A 19,213-nucleotide genomic window follows, 5' to 3' on the forward strand; every position below is an offset into this window, starting at 1 on the left:
GCATGTACGAGAGCGTACACCGTATGCCATGTCCTCCCCCTCCCCTACCTCCGGCCTGCTCAAACAGGTCCCGTGGATCGCCACCGCCGTGCTCGGCGCTGGTGCCCTCGCCACTATCGCCCTGAACAAGGGTGAGACGATCAGCGCCGCGTGGTTGCTCACCGCGGCCGTCTGCACCTACCTCATCGCCTACCGGTTCTACAGTCGGTTCATCGCGGCGGACATCTTCGGCCTCGACGCCACCCGGGCAACGCCGGCGGAGCGACTCGACGACGGTCGTGATTATGTGCCGACCAACAAGTGGATCGTGTTCGGCCACCATTTTGCCGCCATCGCCGGCCCAGGACCGCTGGTTGGCCCCACGCTGGCGGCCCAGTTCGGCTTTCTCCCTGGCGCCCTCTGGATTCTGGTTGGCGTGGTGCTCGGTGGGGCGGTTCAGGACTTCGTGATCCTGTGCGCCTCGGTTCGCCGCGACGGGAAGTCGTTGGGCCAGATGGCGAAGGAAGAGATCGGTACGGTGGCCGGTGCCACGGCGCTCGTCTCCATTCTCGGCATCATGATCATCCTGATCTCGGTCCTGGCGCTGGTGGTGGTGAACGCGCTGCGCGATAGCCCGTGGGGCACCGTCACCATCGGACTGTCGATTCCGATCGCCATGCTGATGGGCGTGTATCTGCGTTGGATCCGTCCGGGGCGCGTGCTCGAGGCGACGGCCGGCGGCCTGGTGCTGCTGTTCCTCTCGCTGTACGCAGGCAAGTGGGTTTCGGAGTCGGCCACCTGGGCACCGGTGTTCACGCTCAGCGGCGTGACGCTCTCACTCTCGATCATGGTGTACGGCTTCTTCGCCTCGGTGCTCCCGGTATGGATGCTGCTGGCGCCGCGTGACTACCTGTCGGCATTTGTGAAGATTGGTGTGGTGTTGGCGCTTGGCGTCGGAATCCTTGTGGTGCTCCCGGACATGGAGATGCCGCCAGTCACGAAGTTCATTGACGGCACCGGACCGGTGTTCGCCGGAAAGCTGTTCCCGTTCGTGTTCGTGACCATCGCCTGTGGTGCCATCTCCGGTTTCCATGCCCTGATCTCATCGGGCACGACGCCAAAGTTGCTGCGTCGTGAGCCTGATGCGCGTCTGATTGGGTACGGTTCGATGCTCACCGAGTCGTTGGTGGCCACGATGGCGCTGATCGCCGCCTGCGTGCTCACGCCCGGTATTTACTTCGCGATCAATTCGCCGGCGGCGGTAATCGGAACGACCGCGATGAGTGCGGCTGACACGATCAACGGCTGGGCGCTGTTCAAGACCATCTCGGCGGCTGATCTCGAACTGTTGGCGCGACAGGTCGGCGAGAACTCGTTGCTCTCGCGCACCGGTGGCGCGCCCAGCCTCGCGGTCGGCATGGCGCACCTGTTCTCACGCGCGCTGGGTGGTGAAGCGGCGATGTCGCTCTGGTACCACTTCGCCATCATGTTCGAAGCGCTTTTCATTTTGACCACGCTCGACGCTGGCACGCGCGTGGGCCGCTTCATGCTGCAGGATCTCCTCGGCAACGTGTACAAGCCACTCGGTCGCGTGTCCTGGTATCCGGCCGTGGTGTTCTGCTCCGGGCTGTTCGTGTCGATGTGGGGCTACTTCTTGTATCAGGGCGTCACGGATCCCCTGGGTGGTATCAACTCGCTGTGGCCGCTGTTCGGTATCTCGAATCAACTCTTGGCCACCGTGGCATTGTGTGTCGGCACAACGGTGATCGTGAAGATGGGCAAGGCCAAGTACGCCTTTGTCACCATCATCCCGCTGGTGTGGCTGGTGATCGTGACGGCGACGGCCGGCTTGCTGAAAATCTTCTCGAGCGATCCCAAGCTCGGCTTCCTGTCGCATGCGCGTTTGGTCGAAGGCCAGATTGCGGCGGGTACGCTCCCGGCGAACATCAAGACGCTAGCGTCGGCGCAACGGATGATCTTCAACGATCGCCTCGATGCGGCGGTGGCCGGATTCTTCCTCGTGTCCGTGGTCGTGATTCTGACCGCCTCGATCATCGAGTGGGTGAAGGTGATGAACGGCAGCAAGGCACCGGTATCGAGCGAGACGCCGTACGTGCGCACGCAACTCGTCGACGCGTAAGCCGCGGCCGACCAGTACGCAGCAAGGGGCGACGGCAAATGCCGTCGCCCCTTGCTGCGTCAACGCACCGTGCGACAATAGTCGATGCGTGCTTCGATCGTGCCGGGTAAGAGCCAGCGAAGCAGGGCGACGTCCGAGACGCCCACCGCGCGGGAGGTGACGTTCGAGCGTGGTGGTCCGGCGCTGAAGGCGTCGAGTCGCTGATGGAACTGCTGACGGAGCGCCGGCGCATCCGGGATCGCCGACATGACGTTGATCACGCGATCAAGAGCGGCGTGCCGGTTGGCGGTTGCGCCGAACAACATCTCGCGGACACTGAGGCAAGCTCCATTGGCGAGCGCGTCGAGCAGCTTCACCCGTGCAGCCGCCGACTGTGTCGTGTCGGCGGCCTCAACCAGCAGCGCCGGTGTGAGCGGATCGATGCGTCCCATCACTCGCGCACCGGGGGGAAGCCGACGGGCCGCATCCCCCGCGGCGTACACATTGGCTGCCGTTGCCGATACCACCGCGCCCGAGACCGTGAGCAGCGACAGCATCAGGAGACGACTCGTCGTCATCGACGTCGGCAGGGACATGGGCGGGTGGTAGCTCTCGCAAAAAGGCGGGTCACGAGCGAACTTACGGACAGGCCGCGCGCCGACCGACCCGACGTCGGGCGCTCACCCACCCTACGAGCCAGCATGGCCGAGGTCACCCTCGCGTCACAGCGGCGCATCCAACCGTCACGCCATGCCACAGACTGGGCACTCTACGCCATGGAAAGTCACCATGCGTCGTTGGATCGCGACCGTGCATCGGATTATCGGCGCGCCCGATTATGAGACGTATCTGGCGCACATGCAGCGTAAGCACCCCGGCTGCACGCCGCTTGATGCCCGGGCGTTTGAGAAGCAGCGCTTGATTGACCGATACCGGCAACCGGGCTCGCGGTGCTGCTGAGCGTCAGGCGTCGGGCGGGGCAAGAACGACGAGGGACATGATGATGGCGGCCACGACGGCAAGCGCCGCCCCCATCCCAAACGCGGCTGGCGATCCGTAGGCGTCCCAGACGACGCCGAACGCGATGCTCGCCGGCAGTGCGGCCACACCGACCGTGGCCTGATACCAGCCGAATGCGGTACCACGACGTGGTGCCGGCACGAGATCGGCCACCAGCGCCTTTTCCGTGCCTTCCGTGAGGCCAAACACGACGCCATACACGCCGAAGAGCGCCCAGGCATGCCATGGGTCGGTCGCCAGTGAGAAACCGGCGTAGACGACCGCGTAGAGCCCCCAGCCGGCCACGATCAATGGTCGGCGACCCACGCGGTCGGACCACGCGCCCGCCGGCGTGCTCGAGGCACTCTTCACGAGGTGCAGCAGCACCCACACCAACGGGATCAACGCTGTCGGTACACCGAGCTGGGACGCCCGCAGCAGCAGGAAGGCGTCGGTGGAATTGCCGAGCGTGAATACGAGAATGGGAACCATCGCGCGCCAGAATGACCGCGGGAGTGCCGGCGCGGTTCCGGGTCCCGGCACGACTGGTGCAACCGCCGCGAGTGGTGCGAGTGGTGCGGAGACGGCTCGCGCGGGAGCCCGTCCGTCGTAGTCCTCACGGACGAACGCGATCGCCACCAGCACGGCCATCGCCCCCGGGATTGCGGCTACCCAGAACACGTGGCGGACCGGCATCCCGAGCCATTGCAAACACGCCAGCGCAATCAGCGGACCGACCACCGCACCGGCGTGGTCGGCCGCACGGTGAAACCCGAACGCCCGTCCGCGGAACTCGACCGGCGTCGACGCGGCCAATAAGGCGTCACGCGGGGCGCCGCGGATTCCCTTGCCCACCCGGTCGACCAAACGGATGGCCAGTACCTGCGACGCACTCTGCGCGATCGCCACCAACGGGCGCACCAGCGACGCGATCGTGTAGCCGGCCACGATCAACGGCTTGCGCCGGGAGACGCGATCCGACCACCATCCACTGGCCAACTTGAGCAGCGACGCCACCGCCTCGGCACTCCCCTCGATCACCCCCACCATGCTTACCGTTGCGCCCAACGTGCCCACCAGAAATAGCGGCAGGAGCGGCGCGATGATTTCGCTCGACGCGTCGGTGAGAAAACTCACGGCGGCGAGCGCCAGCACGTTACGAGTCGGCATCCAGCGTACCGCTGATGCGTTCGCGCGCGGCTGTGCGTTGCCGTCCGGCGGGATGGGGCTCATGCGATGACCACGACGAACTCCGGAAAGAGCTGGCTGACACCATTGTTGACCACCTGGCGCGAACGGCGCGCCTGGGTGCTCGAGCAACAGATTTCGATTGCGCGGACTGCGGCCCCGACGGGGAACGAAAGCGAACGCGCGGCGATGCTGCAACAGGATTGGCATGACTGTGGCCACGCGGTCGAACAGGATCGCGCGGGAAACGTGATCACGCGGATACGACCCACGTCGCCCGCCGCCGCCGAGGGTCGACCGCTCGTCTGCCTCGCGCATCTCGATACCGTGTTCGACGCCGATCAGCCGCTGACCGTCCGACACGAGGGCACGCGCGTGCACTGCCCCGGTATCGGAGACAATGGACGCGGTCTGGCGGCTATGTCCGTGCTGGCGCGCGTGCTGCAGCATCCTGAGGTGCGCGCCCGACTGCAACGACCGATCGAACTGGTGCTCACGGTGGGCGAAGAAGGCGAAGGGAATCTGCGCGGCGCGACCCAATGGTTTGACGACGCCTCCGCGCGCGGTCTCACGCCGGTCGCGGCCGTGGCGATCGACGGTCCGGGCGACTGCACGATCGTGCACCACGCCGTCGGCTCGCGTCGATGGCGTATCGCATTCACGGGCGTGGGCGGACACAGTTGGGCCAATGCGTCCACGCCCAACCCCGTACATGCCGCCGGCGCCTGCATTGCGGCGATCGCCCGCCTTGCCGACACCTCGCGCCCCTTTAGCACAGTCGCCGTGACTCGCATGCACGGTGGCGAACTTATCACCGGTGTGCCGACGCAGGCCTGGATCGGCGTCGACATGCGCTCGTTGGATCCGGCGCGGCTGCGCACGCTGAGCGACGCATTGGAGCGCATCGTGAAGCGCGTGGTGCTCGATGAATCCGCGCGCGAGCCGGCGAGGGCGCTGCACTACGCCATCACCGTGCTTGGAAACCGGCCGTCTGGCCAGATCGACGACCGGCATCCCCTCGTGTTGGCCGCCGCCTCGGCAACGCGCGCGGTGGGCCGTGTACCGCAGTCGGCCTCGGCGTCGACCGACGCCAACGTCCCGCTTGCTCGCGGCATCCCGGCCATCGCCATCGGTGCCGGTGGTACCGGCAGCGCCGCACACACCGCCAACGAGTGGTACGATGACGCCGACAGTGAGATCGGACTCGAGCGCGCCATCCGACTGATCGCCGCGTTGGGCACCGCCGAGACGCTCTCACGTTAGCTCCCTCACGCGACTGCGCGCTTCACGTGTCGTCGTCCACGACTTCAAACGCGGGCGCACTCGGTTGCGTCGTAAAGAACAGGGAGCGATGCGACGCCGAGCCATGCGTACGTAGATACCGGTCGCGCCATCGAGAGGCGAACCGCTCGGCGTCGATCGCGTGCACCATCGCCCACACACTTCCCCCAAATCCGGCGCCGAAGGCACTGGCGGCGTGCGCGCCGAGGTCGCGCGCGTATCGTGCCAGATGCACCGTCTCCGCGATCTGATTTTCGAGCGCCCGTTCGGCACCGCCTTGCGACCGATCGATCAGCGACCCGAACTGATTCACGTTGCCATGCGCCAACGCATCGGCCGCATGCGGGACAATTAGGAACGTTTCGTCGAAAAACTGCTCGAGTCGAGCGACGAGATGATTGCCGGTGAACTCCGCGTCGGCGCTCGCCCGCGCTGCATCGGCGAGCACCGACGGCACGTGCGTGACAGGTCCACTGGACGCGGCCTCGAACGCCTCACGCAGCGTGCGCGCCGGCGTGACCGCGAGCGCGCCGCCATGGCGATTCCAGGCGTCGACCAAACGGTACGCGGTACGCGCGGCGCGGTTGTACCGCTCCTTGGCCGCACCGGTTTTTGCCGCCACGACACCGCTGACGCCGATCACGAACGCATAGTTCGACGGCCAAGGCACCGCTCGCTCGTACGTCACCGGTGCCCAGCGAAACATCTCCAGCCGCTCAGGCCCGCTGCATAAAATTGCCGTCTGATCCTGTGCGCCGCCCATCGTGCCCACACCACGTTCGCCAGCGAGCTCGCCGAAGTCGGCGCCGTTCTCGAGGGCGCCGATGTACCCCGCCAGCGCCACCCGATCGCGGATCGTCGCGCGCCACGCCGGCAGCTCATGCAGCTCCGAAAGTGCAGCGAAGGCCAGCGTGAGGCCCACGGTCAGCGCACTTGAACTCGACACGCCGGCGGCCGGCGGCAGATTACTGGCCAGCGCGATATCGGCCCCACGCACCGCGCTGCCAAAATTCGCGATGAGGCGCCGCAGCACCGTGCGCGGATACACGGCCCACGGGAGCGCGCTCCGGACCGGCGCGTCGAACGCAATCGACATCGATTCCCGTCGTCGGGCGTCGCGTAGCACCGCGACGCGATCACCGCGGCACCTGGCTACCAGCACAATGCCGCGCTCCACCGTGCACAGCAGCGATCGTCCACCAGCATAGTCCACATGCTTCCCGAGCACTTCAATGCGCCCTGGCAAGATCCAGACACGACGATGGTCCGACGGCACATCGGCGTCGTCCAGCGCCTGATGCGCGTCCCGCAGCAGCGAACGGTAGGCGTTCGCGACCAGCGGCGAAAACCCGGCACGGTCGAAGCGGCGACGAACGAACAGCTCGCTGAGCGGCGGGAACGCATCCATCGTCACGGATGCGGCTCGACCGACGAGAGCCGTTCCACGACGCCAGCGATATCCGAGCGGCGTGAGAGATCGAGGACCGACGCGCTCAGGCGAATCGCGCGAACGGGTACACCTTCTCGCAGTGCGAGCCCCACCGCTTCCGGCAATTCGTACTCCCCGCGCGACGAAATCGGCACGCGACGGCACGCGTCGACGACAGCCGGCGTCACTGCCCACAGGTTCATGCCGACCCATCTCGCCGACTCGCCCGCGAGGTCGAACGTCGCTCCGGGCTTTTCGACGATCCCTCGGAGCAGGCCGTCGTCGCCGACATCAAGGACGGCGAACGCGCGCACACGCTCGGCGTCGATAGAGCCGTCCTGTACGAGCGCGTCGCGATCGAACGCCACGACACCAGCGCTGTCGGCGGCGGCCAACGCTCGAAACGCACGCGCCGGGTAATAGTTGTCGGCGTTCAGCACAAGAAATGGATCGCAACCGAGCGCCTCGGCCGCCACCATCACTGCATTCGCCGTGCCGATCGGTTCCGGCTGCACGGCAAAGCGAATGCGCACGCGACGCGGCGGCGCCTCCTCCGTGAAATACTGCCGCACACCATCATGACCGGGTCCAATCACCAGCAGCACGTCGACAATGCCCGCATCCGCGAGCGCCGAGATCACGTATTCGAGAAAAGGACGCTTGATCGGAATCATCCCCTTTATCCCAGCGTCGGCGGCCACCAGCTGCGAGGCCTCGAGTGTTGCCGCGGCGTCCGTGCGCCGCATACGGCTACCGAGGCCTCCGGCCATAATGACGGCCGAGCGAATCATGTCGTGCTGGGTCCCTGCGGCGCGGTGGACGTCTGCCACGCACCACGGGTGAAGTCGGGGAACTTGACGGGCGCACTGCCCTTCTTGATCGACTGTTCGCACAACGCGTACGGCACGCTCCACGCTGCAGCGTCATACACGTCGAAATCCGGGGCAAGGCCCTCTCGCATGCACTGCACGAGCCGATACGCCATGATGAAGTCCATGCCGCCATGGCCACCGTTTTTGCGCGCCATGTCACCCACGGCGGTCCACAACGGATGCTCGTACTTGCCCTTGAACTCGGCCAGCGGCGTCCACTTCTCACCGCCGAGCGCACCGTCTATGTAGACACGGGCAGGGTAATCATTGAAGATCGCCTTCGACCCCTGCAGGTTGTTTAGTCGCGAGTATGGGCGTGGATTCACGACATCGTGCTGCAACAAGATCGTGCGTCCCTTCGCCGTCTTGATGAGTGAGGTGTTCATGTCGCCGGCCTTGTAGCGTTCTTTCCACTTCGGACTGTCCGTCGGCTCCGACTTCTCGCGCCACTCGGAGAGTCCCGCCTCCGGCGACGACATGGACACGACGTATTCGAACTTGTCGCCGCGGTGAATGCCGAGGTACTGCGCGACCGGACCGAGACCGTGCGTGGGATAGAAGTTGGTGTCGCGTTCGGTGTGTGGGAAGCGACGCCAGAGTCCTTCGTCCTTGTTCTCGAACAGGATCTCGCGAAGGTCGTGCAGATAGGCGGCTTCCGCGTGCAGCAACGTGCCGAACACACCTTCACGCACCATACGCAGAACCGTGAGCTCGCTGTTGCCGTAACAGCAGTTCTCCATGAGCAGGCAATGTCGCTTCGTCTTCTCCGACGTATCCACCAGCTCCCAGCACTGATCGACCGAGAGGGCGATGGGCACTTCGCTGCCGGCGTGCTTCCCCGCCCGCATCGCGGCCAGCACGACCGGCGTGTGCCACGGCCACGGCGTGGCGGTGTACACAAAGTCGATATCATCGCGCTGCACCAAGCGTTCGTAATCGCGTTCGCCACTGGTGTACAGCGCCGGAGCCTTCCGTCCCGCTGTGACCACGCGGTCGGCCGCGCGCTGGGCTTTTTCCGGCACGATGTCGGCGAGCGCCGTGATCTCCACGCCTTCAATGGCGAGCAGTTCGCCGAGGACCGAACTACCACGCAATCCGGTACCAACGATGGCAATGCGGACCGTGGCGTGCTTGTCGAACGGGACACCGAGCATGCTGCCGTTTCCGGCCAGCCGCGGCGGCGTGAGGTCGACCCGCCAAGCGTCGGTACTCGCGAGCAATCGCGCTGGTGTTCCTGTCACGGCGGCGGCGGCCAAGGCAGCCGCCGCCCCACTCAACAGGTCACGGCGGGAGACGCCGCCGTTGGCTCCGCTCGAGTCGTCGTTCACGTGTCCATCCGGACGTCGCAGTCATCCCCCAGGTTCACGCTGCCTTTCACACCCCTGACGACCACTCGGTCGCCGAGGAACGCATTGGTCAGCTGTGCGTGCTCGACCAGCGTCTGCTCACCGATGACCGCATTCGCCACCGACGAGTGACGCACCGTGCTGCCCGCGCCAAGGGACACGTTCGGCCCCACCGTGGCGTGCTCGATGGTACAACCGTCTTCGATGTACACCGGCTCGACGATGGTGGCGCCCTCACCAAGCATCTCGGGACGACGGGCGCGTCCCTTGACGAGCATGGTGCGATTGGTGTCAAGCAGCGTCTCCAGCTGGCCGGCGTCGTACCAACCGGCCACATCGACGACTTTGATCTTGGCCCCGTGGTCGATCATGTACTGGAAGGCGTCGGTGAGGTACCACTCGCCCTTGTTCGGCGTGGTGGTGAGCACGTGTGCGATGCCTTCGTACAACAGCTTCCAGTTCTTGATGTAGTACAGCCCGATGTTCGCGCGCTTCGAGATCGGCTCTTTCGGCTTCTCCACGATCTTCGTCATGTGGCCGTGGTCGTCGGTCACGACGACGCCGAAGCGCTGGTAGTCTTCGACTTCTTTGGTCCAGATGATGCCGTCGTCGTCGCTGTCCTTGAGAATGGTCAGGTCGGCGTCGAAGATCGTATCGACAAAGATGATAAGCACGGGCTGATCGACATACGGCTTCGCCAGTGCGACCGCGCCCGCCGTGCCGTCCTGCACCGCCTGCTCGATGAAGACGCTCGGGATGTCGTACGTTTGGCGCGCGTAGGCTTCGACTTTGTCCTTCAAGTGGCCGGTGATGTAGACCACCTGCTCCACATTGCCGAGTTTGAGCACGTCATCCATGACGTAGCTCATGACTGGGCGGCCGGCGACCTTCAGCATCGGCTTCGGCGTGACGTGCGTGTGCGGTCGAAGGCGCGTGCCTTTCCCGGCGAGGGGGATAATGACCTTCATGTCGGATTCAGTCCCGAGTGGCTGGGGTGAGTCGGGCGCTGCTGCAGATCGACGCAAGATGCAGAACGGCGCCGTCCTCGGGGAGGGGCGACGCCGTACGAAATACTGCGGTTCCCGCGAGAAGCGGCCGCCGACGAACGGCGAGCGCATCAGGGAGCGCTGGTCCCCTCGCGGCCGTACCGGTCTTTGATCCGGACAACGTCATCGAGCTCGGGCGTGCTGGCTTCCAGCACATCGCAATCGGTAATGGCTTCCATGTAGTGAATCGTGCCGGGCGTGATGCGGAACGACTGACCGGTGGTGAGGCGCTGGTCTTGCAGCTCGGTTTCACCCGGAAGCTGCACCCAGTACTTCATTTCACCTTGCAGCAGATAGACGGTTTCGTCCTTCCGCTCGTGGTACTGCACGGACAGTGCTTGCCCGGCCGTGATGTGCAGGATCTTGCCCACGTACCGATCGGTGTGGGCCCAGATCGTCTCGTGTCCCCAAGGCTTCGGCACATGCCGCACTTCGACGCGACCACTCATGCAACGCTCCAGAATCGTAGACGAATCATATCGCCCTCCCGCTGACCTCAGCGCGACGGCAGAACTAGTCGGTAAAACCGGGCCGTCGGACTCTCGGTACTTCCGTACGGATCAAGCCAAAGCACCTCAGGGGCCTCATTCAGCCGGAATTGCATCATCTGCGTGTCCTTGAGCGGATCGGCACGCCGCACCGTCCACCCACCGACCGTCCGGACAGCCACCGGCATCGGATGCCGATACCGACCGACCCGCGTCAGCTGAGCCGTGACGACCCACTGAGACCGCCCGCCGACTTGCTCCCTACGGACGACCGGCGCCCGCAGGGCGTAATCGATGATCCCGGCCTGATGCACCCACTGGTCGAAGAACCAGCCCAACTTTTGTTCGCTGATCCGTTCCGCGACCGACTGCATGGCCCACCGGTCCACATGGCGGAACTGCCACATCGCGTAATATTCGCGCAGAAATCGTTGGAAGGTCTCTTCACCCAGCACGTCGTGAAGCGCCTGATACATCGCCTGGCCGCGATCGTACACCGACGCGTTGTACACGGCGAAGCTGCGAAAAAGATCCGCCCGGGTGCCGATTGGCTCCGCCGTGCCTTCGCGCACCGTGGCCGCCTGCTGGTCGGACATCGAGTCGAGCCGTGCGCGCAGTCGACGAAGCGCTTGGTCGCTGGGCTGCGCGGGATTACGCTCGCCCGCCAGCTCGAGGCGGGCGGCCAGCAGCACCCGAGCGTCGCCGGCCTGCAGCAGCTCTTGGTACGACGACAACCCCTCATCCATCCAGCCATTCTGCCACTCGTTGTTGGCCAGAATGCCGTAGCTGTACACGTGCCCGAGTTCATGCACCGTGAGGCCCACCGAAGCTTCCCCGTTCATGAGCAGCATCGGAAACTCGGTTCCACCCACATCGATCCGCTTGACCACTGTAATCTGCGGGAACGGATAATCGCCGTATAGCGCTTCCAGCCAGCGCAATGCCGTGCGCGTCTGGGCCAGTGCCTTGCCGCCCTGCCACTGCGTGAGCGAGCGGTCGATACACGCTTTCTCGGCCGCTTCGTTCAGCGACGTCCGCCCACAATCGTCGGCGGCGTCGGCCCGATACAGCACGTGCACTGAGACGGTGTCCCAGATGGGAAAGCGGTACAGCTGCGACGGCGCGCGCACGTACGACGTGCCTTCGTAGCGATATCCCGGCGACGTGCTCCAGGCGAAGTGATGCACGTTGCGGGCGATGAACCGAACAGCCTTGTAGCCCGTCGGCACGCGCACCGACGGCGACGGCGGCACGTCGCGATACGCCTGCGCGGCCAATCGGGGCCGCTCACTGCCAAGGGCCATCACACGCGCATACCCGGGATCGCCGCTCACCGGCACGCCGGTGGCGCCCACGGTCTGATCGGTCGGTACCACCAGCGTGACGTCGAACGCACCAAACTCTCCGTAAAACTCCCCCGCGGGGACCAGCGCGTTCGGCTTCCACCCGTCGCGATCGTACACAGCGACCTTCGGATACCATTGAGAGAAGTCGAAGCTGCGCCCTCGGCGCCCCTGACGTCGCGGCACGGTGCTCGGCCGCGCGGTCCACGAAAAGTCCACGCTGATCGAATCACCAGACGCCAACGGGGTCGGCAGCGCGAGTCGCACCACCGAACTATCAGGTGCCAGGGGATATTCCACCGCTACCGGTTGGCCGTTCACGCGCGGCGGCGTCGTAAAGCGTTCGTACGCGTAGTCGGGATCACGCAGCTCCTGAAAGCGCAGTCGTCCTTCGCGCTCGTCGGCGGCAGACCATTTCGATCCAGGGCGGAACGCATTGAGATGTTGATGTACCCACAAGTCGCGCAGCACATCGGGGCTGCGGTTCACGTAGCGTAGGGTACCGGTGGCCGTGAGCACACCGAGTTTCTCGTCGAGCGTCGCCACCATCTGGTAGTCGGCCCGTTGCTGCCAATAGCCAATCGTGTCGCCACCAGGCGGCGTCGTCGCCGGGCGCAGAGGGACGCGCGGCGCCAGCACCGGCTGATTCGGGAGGCCTCCCTGCTGCGCCGTGGCGACCCGGGGCGAGAGCTGAAGCGCGGTGGCCAGCATGAGCGCGGCGATGCCGCCGTTACGTACTGGTGCGAAGCGCATCGGAACGGAAGAAGGCTGAGTACGACGAAACACGCAGGACGCGCGACGAGATATGAACCGGGGGAGTACACTGCAGTGCACTCCCCCGGTCCCTCACGAAACTAGCAGCGCGGAATTAGGTACGCGACGTACCGAGTCGACGACGCAGTAGGCCGAGCTTGCGGCGTAGCGAACCGTCCATCACGGTGTCGCCGATGCGCACCACGACGCCGCCGAGAATACTCGGGTCGACCGCGAGGTGCGGCACAACGGTCTTACCGACGATAGCAGACAACCGTCTGCCGATCTCATCGCGTTCGTCGTCACCTGTTTCACGTGCCACGGTCACCCGCGCATGCACGATGCCGGCTGAGGCGTCGAGCAACGTGTCGTACTCGTTGGCTACGGTCGGGATCAGCATCTGCCGACGGTTCTTCACCAGCTGCTGCAGGAAGCGGAGGAACAGGCGCGGCACACGGTCACCGAGCGCCTTGGTCAGCACCGCCGCCTTCTGCTCGGCCGCGATGCGCGGCGACTCGAGGAAGCGAAAGAGGGTGACGTCCGTTTCGATCGCGTTCGCGATCTGACGCAACATCGTGCCCCACCCCGTCGTGTCCTCGGCTTTCCGCGCGAGGATCAGCAGCGCCTCGGCGTAATTACGAGCGACCGATTCGCCCTGCACGCCAGCCGGCATCAGCGCGTACCCTGCACGCCGTCGAGCGAAGCGAGAAAACTCTCGACGATCTGGCGATTGCCAGCCGAATCGAGATTCTGCTCGATCACGCGCGAGGCGCCGGCGATGGCAAGGTCGATCGCTTCAGTCCGCAGCGCAGCGATGGCGGCCGCCTTTTCACCCTCGATGGCGCGGCGGGCCTGCTCGATCATCTCTTCCTGCTGCGTCTTCGTTACCGCGAGCAGATCAGTGCGCATCCTCTCGGCCGTGGCGCGGCTGTCAGCGATGATCTGCTGCGCTTCGGTCCGGGCGGTCTCGAGATGAGCCTTCTGCTGCGCGAGCAGCGACTCGGCGGTAGCGCGATCGCGCTTGGCACCCTCGATCGCGTCTTCAAGGGCCTTTTCACGCGCCTCGACAGCGGCGAAAATGGGCTTGAAGGCATACTTCGCGAGGACAGCGAAAAGGACGGCAAAGATGATCAGCGTCCAGAACATGACGCCGACATTCGGATCAAGCAGACTCGGCGGGCCACCCTCGGCGGCTTCCGAGGCAAAAGCCGGAGACGCGGTGACGGCGAGAGCGGCAGCAAGCGCGCCGATACGGCGAGCGGAAAGAGCGAACATGGAGGGATCCACGAGAAGAAGAGAGTGCGGCGGGGCGCCCGGATGGATGCCCCGCACGCGAACACGTTAGAACGTGATCTTGCCCTGAATCAGGTAGCCGATCACGACGCCGAACAGCGCGGCGCCTTCGATGAGCGCGGCCAAAATGAGCGCGGCGGTCTGAATGCGACCCGCGGCTTCCGGCTGACGCGCCATGCCTTCAACTGCCGAACCACCAATGCGGCCGATGCCCATGCCGGCGCCGATCGCAGCACCACCAGCAGCGATGCCGGCGCCGATCATGGCGAGGCCCTTCGGATCCTGAACAACCGGCGCAACGGCCTGGAGGAGACCCATGATTTCCATCGTAACGCTCCGAAAAATAGTCGTTGAAAACGCACTCCCGACGTCGGTACCAGGTACCGCGCGTCCCGTCAGCGGGCCGAAGCCCAACGGGAATCACCGATCGCTCGATCGGCTACGTCTCTCGTGGGCAGTGGGAGGAACCGCCGTGAGAGTGACAAGCTCCTAGTGGTGGGCTTCGCGGATCTGCCCGATGAACACGCAAGCGAGCAGCGTGAAAATGAAGGCCTGCAGGAAGCTTACGAACAGTTCGAGCATGCTGATCGCCGTCGCCATCAGCACGGGCACCCCGGCCAACGCCCACGACTGGAACGAGAAGATGAGGCCGAGAATTGCGAGGAGCAGGATGTGGCCAGCGGTCATGTTCGCAAACAATCGGATCGTGAGTGCGAAGGGCTTCGAGATCTTGCCCACCATTTCGACCGGCGACATGACAAAGAACATCAACACACGCATCACGATCGGCAGGTCCTTGTTCCAATAAAAAATCGTGCTCAGGTAGCCGAGACCGTTGGCGCGAATACCCGCGACTTCCACCACGATGGCGGTGATGATTGCCAGCGTCGCGGTCACGGCAATGTTACCGGTGGCCGTTGCGCCGTATGGGATCATCCCGAACAGATTGCACGTGAGAATAAAGAAGAAGAGCGTAAGGGCGAACGGCACAAACCCTTCACCGTGGTGTCCGACGTTCGGTAGCACGACTTCGTTGCGAAGATAGAGCGCCATCGCTTCCATCGCGCCGGCGAACCCTTTTGTGCGCCCTTCCGTCTCATGCTGTCGGCGAGAGGCCGAGGCGGCGCTGATCAACACGACCGCCACGATCACCGCCGCCAGCAGCATGAACACGACATGCTTGGTGGGCGAGAGATCGACTTCGAGGCTGCCGATATGCACCGGCGGAATCTTCGGAAGTGCGATTTCCTTCGCGAGGTGGCTGTTCGGCCACGGGATCTCGAGGTGTGAGCCGTCGGTAATGTGCGGCGTGATAAAGTCCACGGGACCCGCCGCGGGCGCGGCCGGCGCGTGTTCGGTCTGCCCCTGCGCGCTGAGCGCGACGGGCGCGAGCGCGAGGAGCACGGCACAGGACAACGAGCGGAGCATCGACTGCATCCGAATTCAGGCTTTAGTGAGCGTTCAGGAAGATCGGCTCGATCACCGTCGAGACGAAGTAGAAAACGACCAGCGACACCAGCGCGGGGGTAGACGGCAACCCCAACGCCTTGGCTCCCAGGAAGGCCCAGAACGCCACCGTAGCAAACCGCAGCAGCACGCCCAGACCCCAGCCCGCCATCACTTGCGTTCGCGCCACGAGCATCGCAATCGCGAAGGTGAAGGTCTGCACGATGACGGCAAGCCATGCACTGGCGCGCACCGCACCGACCGATGCGGGATCGGTCCAAACAAACCGCTGCATGACGAACGCCGTCACCAGCACCAGCGTGACTTGCGCGGCGGTGAAGCCGAGCACGGCGCGAAGCATTCGAGTGGGCGCAACACGATCGGTCGTCATGGCTTCGGCAACGAATCAGTGTCGTGGGTGGACCGCGAAGTGACCGGCTTCGTGAGACGCCGATAACTTGCGTAGAAGGTTCCTCCCCCGCCTACGAACAGCCCCCCCAACAAAAAGAGGGGCGAAGTGTCGAACCGGCGATCGAGCCAATTGCCGGCGTACACAAACAACACGATGGACGCAAAAAACTGCATCCCAAGGCTGGCGAGCGCCCACGGAGACGGCTCTCCTGGCGGCGTCGAGCCGGGATTCGGGTTCCGCGGTTCATCTACCATTCGGCGGTGAAGCTAGACGCTTGTGAAATTTTTCGCAAGCTATCAAAATGACCGAACCCGAACAGAGACCGACACGCGAATGCGGGCCAGGTGAAAAGAGCAAATGTGAAGCAGCATCGTCACTTAGCCTGTCACCTGATGCTTGACAGCAACAGCTGTCGTTGATAACGTGGCGGAGTATCGAAATGTGACCCTGCGTCGTCCAAGCATATGTCGGTGCTTACGATTGGCATCGGCATCAGCGACCCGACCATCCGACCCACTCCCTGATGCTTTCCCGCATCATCGTTCCACTGCTGGCAGCTGCCGTGCTCATGTTTGCGTGCGGACCGCGAACGCCGAGTCCGGTCGCCGGGGCGCGTCCGAAGGTAGGGGTCGAGACGGGCGTGACGTCTCACGTCATGGTGGACACGGCTCGCGGCGTCGTACGATTCGCGATTGAGGTTGCCAACGATTCCCGCAGACGGGTCGAGCTGAACTTTCCTGATGGCCGCACGCATGACTTCGTCGTGTTAAACGACGCGGGTCGCGAGGTGTGGCGCTGGAGTGCCGGCCGTCTCTTCACGCAATCGATGCAGAACCGCCTGCTCGACGCGCACGACTCGGTGGTGTACGACGAGCGGTGGTCACCGCCGTCGCCCGGACGCTATACCCTTGTGGCGTCATTACGCAGCGAGAACTATCCCGTGCAGCAGCGCGTCGACTTCGCGCTCCGCTGAGCACCCCAGCGGTCCCTCGCATTGCTCGCGCGCTCCGATCCGCGCATTACATTCTCTGGATACTGCAACGGACGCCCGCGGGCGTCCGTAACTGTTTTCAGGCTCGTCCATTTCGCACTTCACTCCGCTCTCGTGACTACACCGCCTGTCGAGAATGATCTCGCCCTGCTCGACCGTCTCGCGGAGGCGCGCCGGGAGCTCGCCACGCAAATTGGAAAGCGCATTGTCGGCCAGACGCAGGTGGTCGACGATCTCGTGACCGCACTGCTCGCCGGTGGACATGTGGTGCTGGTGGGTGTGCCTGGGCTGGCGAAGACGCTGTTGGTGCAGACCGTGGCGCAGGCGCTCGATCTCACGTTCTCGCGCGTGCAATTCACACCGGATCTGATGCCGAGTGACATTACCGGTACGGAGCTGATGGAGGAAGAGCCCGGCACCGGCAAGCGGGCGTTTCGTTTTGCGGAGGGTCCGGTGTTCGCCAACATGGTGCTTGCCGACGAAATCAATCGAGCGCCGCCCAAGACGCAGGCTGCGTTACTGCAGGCTATGCAAGAACGCACCGTCACGGTTGCGGGACGCACGTACGAATTGCCCAAACCGTTCTTCGTGCTCGCGACGCAGAATCCGATCGAACAGGAAGGCACGTATCCGTTGCCGGAAGCGCAGCTCGACCGCTTCATGTTCGAACTCACGGTCGGATATCCGTCACGTGAAGAGGAAGAGCAGATTGTGATGTCGACGACGGGCGCGTTGCAGGGTGAGGTGCGCGCGGTGGTCGGCGGCGAAGAGCTGCTTCGGCTGCAGCGACTTGTGCGTCGGCTACCGGCGCCGCCGAGTCTCGTGCAGTACGCTGTGAAGCTGGCGCGCAGCACGCGTCCGGACGATCCGAACGCGAGTGCGAAGGTCAAGAAGTACGTGAGTTGGGGGGCCGGCCCCCGTGCGTCGCAGTACCTCGTGCTGGGGGCGAAGGCGCGGGCGGCGATGGACGGTCGGGCGATGCCGGATCTGGACGACGTGCGGAGCGTGGCCAGAGCGGTGTTGCGTCACCGACTGGTGGTGAACTTCCAGGCCGAGGCCGACGGAATTCCAACGGAGTCTTTGATCGACTTCCCCTGAGCAAGAGGTTCGGGAGGGACAGGACGAATGACACTGCACGGGCGGTTGCTTCCTGGAGCAACCGCCCGTCGTGTATCGTTCTGTCTAGGAGGAGTTCTCTGCTGTCGGGCCGGCTAACCCCTGGGCGACATTGACGCCCGCTGACGCATCGCTGACGGGGCGAGTTCAGTGTTATGTCGTCTCGGGCGATAACGACGATCGCCCAACCTGTTCCCTTGTGGGGGGGTGTGCCAATGGCGCGCATGCGATTCGAATCCGCGGCTCGTGCGGAGCTTACACTGCCGGATCTCGTGCGGGTCGCAGAGATCGGCGATTTACCATTGGTGTTCCAGACGCTTGGCGCTGGGCGTGTGGTGCTTGGCGGCGCTCGCGTCGTTCCGAGCACGGGGACGCTGTTTGCGTTGCTGGTGCGGGTCGCCTACAGCCCGGACTTGCGCCACGCGCGCGACGGCTTGCTGTCGATGCTCTGGCCTGGGCAGTCGATCGCGCGGCAGCGTGGGAACCTGCGGCAGGCGCTGTACAAGGCGCGGTCGATGGGGATCAACGTGTCGCTGATGGGCGATAGCGTCTGCCTCGATCCACGACAAGTCGTGACAACGTTTGCGCTGTCGCAGTCGACAATGCTGTTCGACCGCGATGTGGTGCGTGGCAACGAACCATTCGGTGTATTCTTGCCGGGCTTTGTGGCACCCTGGCCCGAGTTTCAGGAGTGGATTGATGCCCAGCGCGCGAGCGTGCACGCTGCCGTGCGACGCGTGCTCGTGGAACTGCTGCGCACACGCCGCGAGCGTGCCGACTGGTCGGGTGCGGACGCGTTGGCGCGCTGGCTGCTGCAATTCGATCCACTGCACGAGGAGGCCACCCTGACTATCGCCGAGTGCACGATGTTGGCGGGGTCGAAAGCGGAAGCGGTCGCGATCATCGATCGGTATCTCGAGGAGATCGGGCCGTTGGCCGGCGACATCCGGCTGCCGGCGACGCTGTTGCGGAAGCGGTTCACCGAGCCGCCATCGAAGAAGCGTCCGTCGTTCGTGCCGACCGAGCGGCACTTCGTCGGGCGGACGAGCGAGTTGGCGAATCTGACGATGGCAATGCGTCGGGCGCGGTGGCACGACGGGAGCGCAGTGATG

Annotated in this window: 20 protein-coding genes; 6 read left to right on the forward strand and 14 right to left on the reverse strand. The window is 64.6% G+C overall.

Annotation, left to right across the window (positions count from 1 at the left end; genetic code table 11):
* Window positions 1–28: 28 nt before the first annotated feature.
* Window positions 29–2,119 carry a carbon starvation CstA family protein gene (locus ACLL97_RS15865; protein WP_411281454.1) on the forward strand — a complete coding sequence of 697 codons (2,091 nt, stop codon included), beginning with the start codon at window positions 29–31 and terminating at the stop codon, window positions 2,117–2,119.
* A gap of 59 nt (window positions 2,120–2,178) precedes the next feature.
* On the opposite strand, the gene ACLL97_RS15870 is transcribed toward ACLL97_RS15865, so the two are convergent.
* Window positions 2,179–2,694, reverse strand: coding sequence for a hypothetical protein (locus tag ACLL97_RS15870; protein ID WP_411281455.1), 516 nt, complete (start codon window positions 2,692–2,694; stop codon window positions 2,179–2,181).
* 154 nt (window positions 2,695–2,848) lie between these two features.
* Between ACLL97_RS15870 and ACLL97_RS15875 the strand changes: the two genes are divergently transcribed.
* A complete protein-coding gene (locus ACLL97_RS15875; protein ID WP_411281456.1) occupies window positions 2,849–3,058 on the forward strand; it encodes a YbdD/YjiX family protein in 210 nt (69 codons plus the stop codon).
* 3 nt (window positions 3,059–3,061) lie between these two features.
* Here the strand turns inward: ACLL97_RS15875 and ACLL97_RS15880 are convergent, their stop codons facing one another.
* The gene (locus ACLL97_RS15880; protein ID WP_411281457.1) at window positions 3,062–4,330 is read right to left on the reverse strand and encodes an MFS transporter; all 1,269 of its coding nucleotides are present in this window, start codon (window positions 4,328–4,330) and stop codon (window positions 3,062–3,064) included.
* A gap of 3 nt (window positions 4,331–4,333) precedes the next feature.
* On the opposite strand from ACLL97_RS15880, the gene ACLL97_RS15885 reads away from it, so the two are divergent.
* On the forward strand, window positions 4,334–5,548 hold the full coding sequence (locus ACLL97_RS15885) for a M20/M25/M40 family metallo-hydrolase (protein WP_411281458.1): 1,215 nt from the start codon (window positions 4,334–4,336) through the stop codon (window positions 5,546–5,548).
* 22 nt (window positions 5,549–5,570) lie between these two features.
* Here ACLL97_RS15885 and ACLL97_RS15890 read toward each other — a convergent pair whose 3' ends face one another.
* The 12 genes from ACLL97_RS15890 to ACLL97_RS15945 form a co-directional block, all read right to left on the reverse strand.
* On the reverse strand, window positions 5,571–6,974 hold the full coding sequence (locus tag ACLL97_RS15890; protein ID WP_411281472.1) for a galactokinase family protein: 1,404 nt from the start codon (window positions 6,972–6,974) through the stop codon (window positions 5,571–5,573).
* A gap of 2 nt (window positions 6,975–6,976) precedes the next feature.
* Window positions 6,977–7,786, reverse strand: coding sequence for a nucleotidyltransferase family protein (locus ACLL97_RS15895; RefSeq protein ID WP_411281459.1), 810 nt, complete (start codon window positions 7,784–7,786; stop codon window positions 6,977–6,979).
* Complete coding sequence (locus tag ACLL97_RS15900; RefSeq protein ID WP_411281460.1) at window positions 7,783–9,195, reverse strand: Gfo/Idh/MocA family protein; 1,413 nt, start codon at window positions 9,193–9,195, stop codon at window positions 7,783–7,785. Before ACLL97_RS15900 ends, ACLL97_RS15895 begins: the two co-directional genes overlap by 4 nt.
* Window positions 9,192–10,181, reverse strand: coding sequence for a sugar phosphate nucleotidyltransferase (locus ACLL97_RS15905; protein ID WP_411281461.1), 990 nt, complete (start codon window positions 10,179–10,181; stop codon window positions 9,192–9,194). The genes ACLL97_RS15900 and ACLL97_RS15905 overlap by 4 nt, the downstream gene beginning before the upstream one ends.
* Before the next feature lie 149 nt (window positions 10,182–10,330).
* Entirely contained in the window at window positions 10,331–10,708 is a 378-nt protein-coding gene (locus tag ACLL97_RS15910; RefSeq protein WP_171223812.1) for a cupin domain-containing protein, read from the reverse strand.
* Between the two features lie 47 nt (window positions 10,709–10,755).
* Entirely contained in the window at window positions 10,756–12,843 is a 2,088-nt protein-coding gene (locus ACLL97_RS15915; protein ID WP_411281462.1) for a M1 family metallopeptidase, read from the reverse strand.
* 115 nt (window positions 12,844–12,958) lie between these two features.
* Window positions 12,959–13,516: a F0F1 ATP synthase subunit delta gene (locus tag ACLL97_RS15920; RefSeq protein WP_411281463.1), complete on the reverse strand. Its 558-nt coding sequence runs from the start codon at window positions 13,514–13,516 to the stop codon at window positions 12,959–12,961.
* Window positions 13,516–14,118 carry a F0F1 ATP synthase subunit B gene (atpF, locus tag ACLL97_RS15925; RefSeq protein ID WP_411281464.1) on the reverse strand — a complete coding sequence of 201 codons (603 nt, stop codon included), beginning with the start codon at window positions 14,116–14,118 and terminating at the stop codon, window positions 13,516–13,518. Before atpF ends, ACLL97_RS15920 begins: the two co-directional genes overlap by 1 nt.
* A 66-nt stretch (window positions 14,119–14,184) precedes the next feature.
* Window positions 14,185–14,454: an ATP synthase F0 subunit C gene (gene atpE / locus ACLL97_RS15930; RefSeq protein WP_411281465.1), complete on the reverse strand. Its 270-nt coding sequence runs from the start codon at window positions 14,452–14,454 to the stop codon at window positions 14,185–14,187.
* 171 nt (window positions 14,455–14,625) lie between these two features.
* The gene (gene atpB, locus ACLL97_RS15935; RefSeq protein WP_411281466.1) at window positions 14,626–15,564 is read right to left on the reverse strand and encodes a F0F1 ATP synthase subunit A; all 939 of its coding nucleotides are present in this window, start codon (window positions 15,562–15,564) and stop codon (window positions 14,626–14,628) included.
* A gap of 22 nt (window positions 15,565–15,586) precedes the next feature.
* Window positions 15,587–15,931: a hypothetical protein gene (locus ACLL97_RS15940; protein WP_411281467.1), complete on the reverse strand. Its 345-nt coding sequence runs from the start codon at window positions 15,929–15,931 to the stop codon at window positions 15,587–15,589.
* Window positions 15,932–15,969: 38 nt separating this feature from the next.
* A complete protein-coding gene (locus tag ACLL97_RS15945) occupies window positions 15,970–16,248 on the reverse strand; it encodes an AtpZ/AtpI family protein (RefSeq protein WP_411281468.1) in 279 nt (92 codons plus the stop codon).
* A 269-nt stretch (window positions 16,249–16,517) separates the two neighbouring features.
* Between ACLL97_RS15945 and ACLL97_RS15950 the strand changes: the two genes are divergently transcribed.
* The 3 genes from ACLL97_RS15950 to ACLL97_RS15960 all read left to right on the forward strand — a co-directional run.
* Window positions 16,518–16,967 (forward strand): BsuPI-related putative proteinase inhibitor, encoded by a 450-nt coding sequence (locus ACLL97_RS15950; protein WP_411281469.1) that lies wholly within the window; start codon window positions 16,518–16,520, stop codon window positions 16,965–16,967.
* Window positions 16,968–17,099: 132 nt separating this feature from the next.
* The gene (locus tag ACLL97_RS15955) at window positions 17,100–18,083 is read left to right on the forward strand and encodes an AAA family ATPase (protein WP_411281470.1); all 984 of its coding nucleotides are present in this window, start codon (window positions 17,100–17,102) and stop codon (window positions 18,081–18,083) included.
* A gap of 242 nt (window positions 18,084–18,325) precedes the next feature.
* The coding region (locus ACLL97_RS15960) for an AfsR/SARP family transcriptional regulator (protein WP_411281471.1) at window positions 18,326–19,213 on the forward strand (888 nt) is incomplete at its 3' end.

The sequence above is a fragment of the Gemmatimonas sp. genome (assembly GCF_046594945.1).
Lineage (GTDB): Bacteria > Gemmatimonadota > Gemmatimonadetes > Gemmatimonadales > Gemmatimonadaceae > Gemmatimonas.

Bases quoted from the DNA above. Each gene is read 5' to 3' on its own strand.
- atpB (WP_411281466.1), bottom strand. From the start codon at position 15,564: ATGCTCCGCTCGTTGTCCTGTGCCGTGCTCCTCGCGCTCGCGCCCGTC.
- ACLL97_RS15915 (WP_411281462.1), bottom strand. From the start codon at position 12,843: ATGCGCTTCGCACCAGTACGTAACGGCGGCATCGCCGCGCTCATGCTG.
- ACLL97_RS15910 (WP_171223812.1), bottom strand. From the start codon at position 10,708: ATGAGTGGTCGCGTCGAAGTGCGGCATGTGCCGAAGCCTTGGGGACAC.
- ACLL97_RS15865 (WP_411281454.1), top strand. From the start codon at position 29: ATGTCCTCCCCCTCCCCTACCTCCGGCCTGCTCAAACAGGTCCCGTGG.
- ACLL97_RS15890 (WP_411281472.1), bottom strand. From the start codon at position 6,974: ATGGATGCGTTCCCGCCGCTCAGCGAGCTGTTCGTTCGTCGCCGCTTC.
- ACLL97_RS15870 (WP_411281455.1), bottom strand. From the start codon at position 2,694: ATGTCCCTGCCGACGTCGATGACGACGAGTCGTCTCCTGATGCTGTCG.
- ACLL97_RS15945 (WP_411281468.1), bottom strand. From the start codon at position 16,248: ATGGTAGATGAACCGCGGAACCCGAATCCCGGCTCGACGCCGCCAGGA.
- ACLL97_RS15895 (WP_411281459.1), bottom strand. From the start codon at position 7,786: ATGATTCGCTCGGCCGTCATTATGGCCGGAGGCCTCGGTAGCCGTATG.
- ACLL97_RS15905 (WP_411281461.1), bottom strand. From the start codon at position 10,181: ATGAAGGTCATTATCCCCCTCGCCGGGAAAGGCACGCGCCTTCGACCG.
- ACLL97_RS15875 (WP_411281456.1), top strand. From the start codon at position 2,849: ATGCCACAGACTGGGCACTCTACGCCATGGAAAGTCACCATGCGTCGT.
- ACLL97_RS15950 (WP_411281469.1), top strand. From the start codon at position 16,518: ATGCTTTCCCGCATCATCGTTCCACTGCTGGCAGCTGCCGTGCTCATG.
- atpE (WP_411281465.1), bottom strand. From the start codon at position 14,454: ATGGGTCTCCTCCAGGCCGTTGCGCCGGTTGTTCAGGATCCGAAGGGC.
- ACLL97_RS15920 (WP_411281463.1), bottom strand. From the start codon at position 13,516: ATGCCGGCTGGCGTGCAGGGCGAATCGGTCGCTCGTAATTACGCCGAG.
- ACLL97_RS15880 (WP_411281457.1), bottom strand. From the start codon at position 4,330: ATGAGCCCCATCCCGCCGGACGGCAACGCACAGCCGCGCGCGAACGCA.
- ACLL97_RS15885 (WP_411281458.1), top strand. From the start codon at position 4,334: ATGACCACGACGAACTCCGGAAAGAGCTGGCTGACACCATTGTTGACC.
- atpF (WP_411281464.1), bottom strand. From the start codon at position 14,118: ATGTTCGCTCTTTCCGCTCGCCGTATCGGCGCGCTTGCTGCCGCTCTC.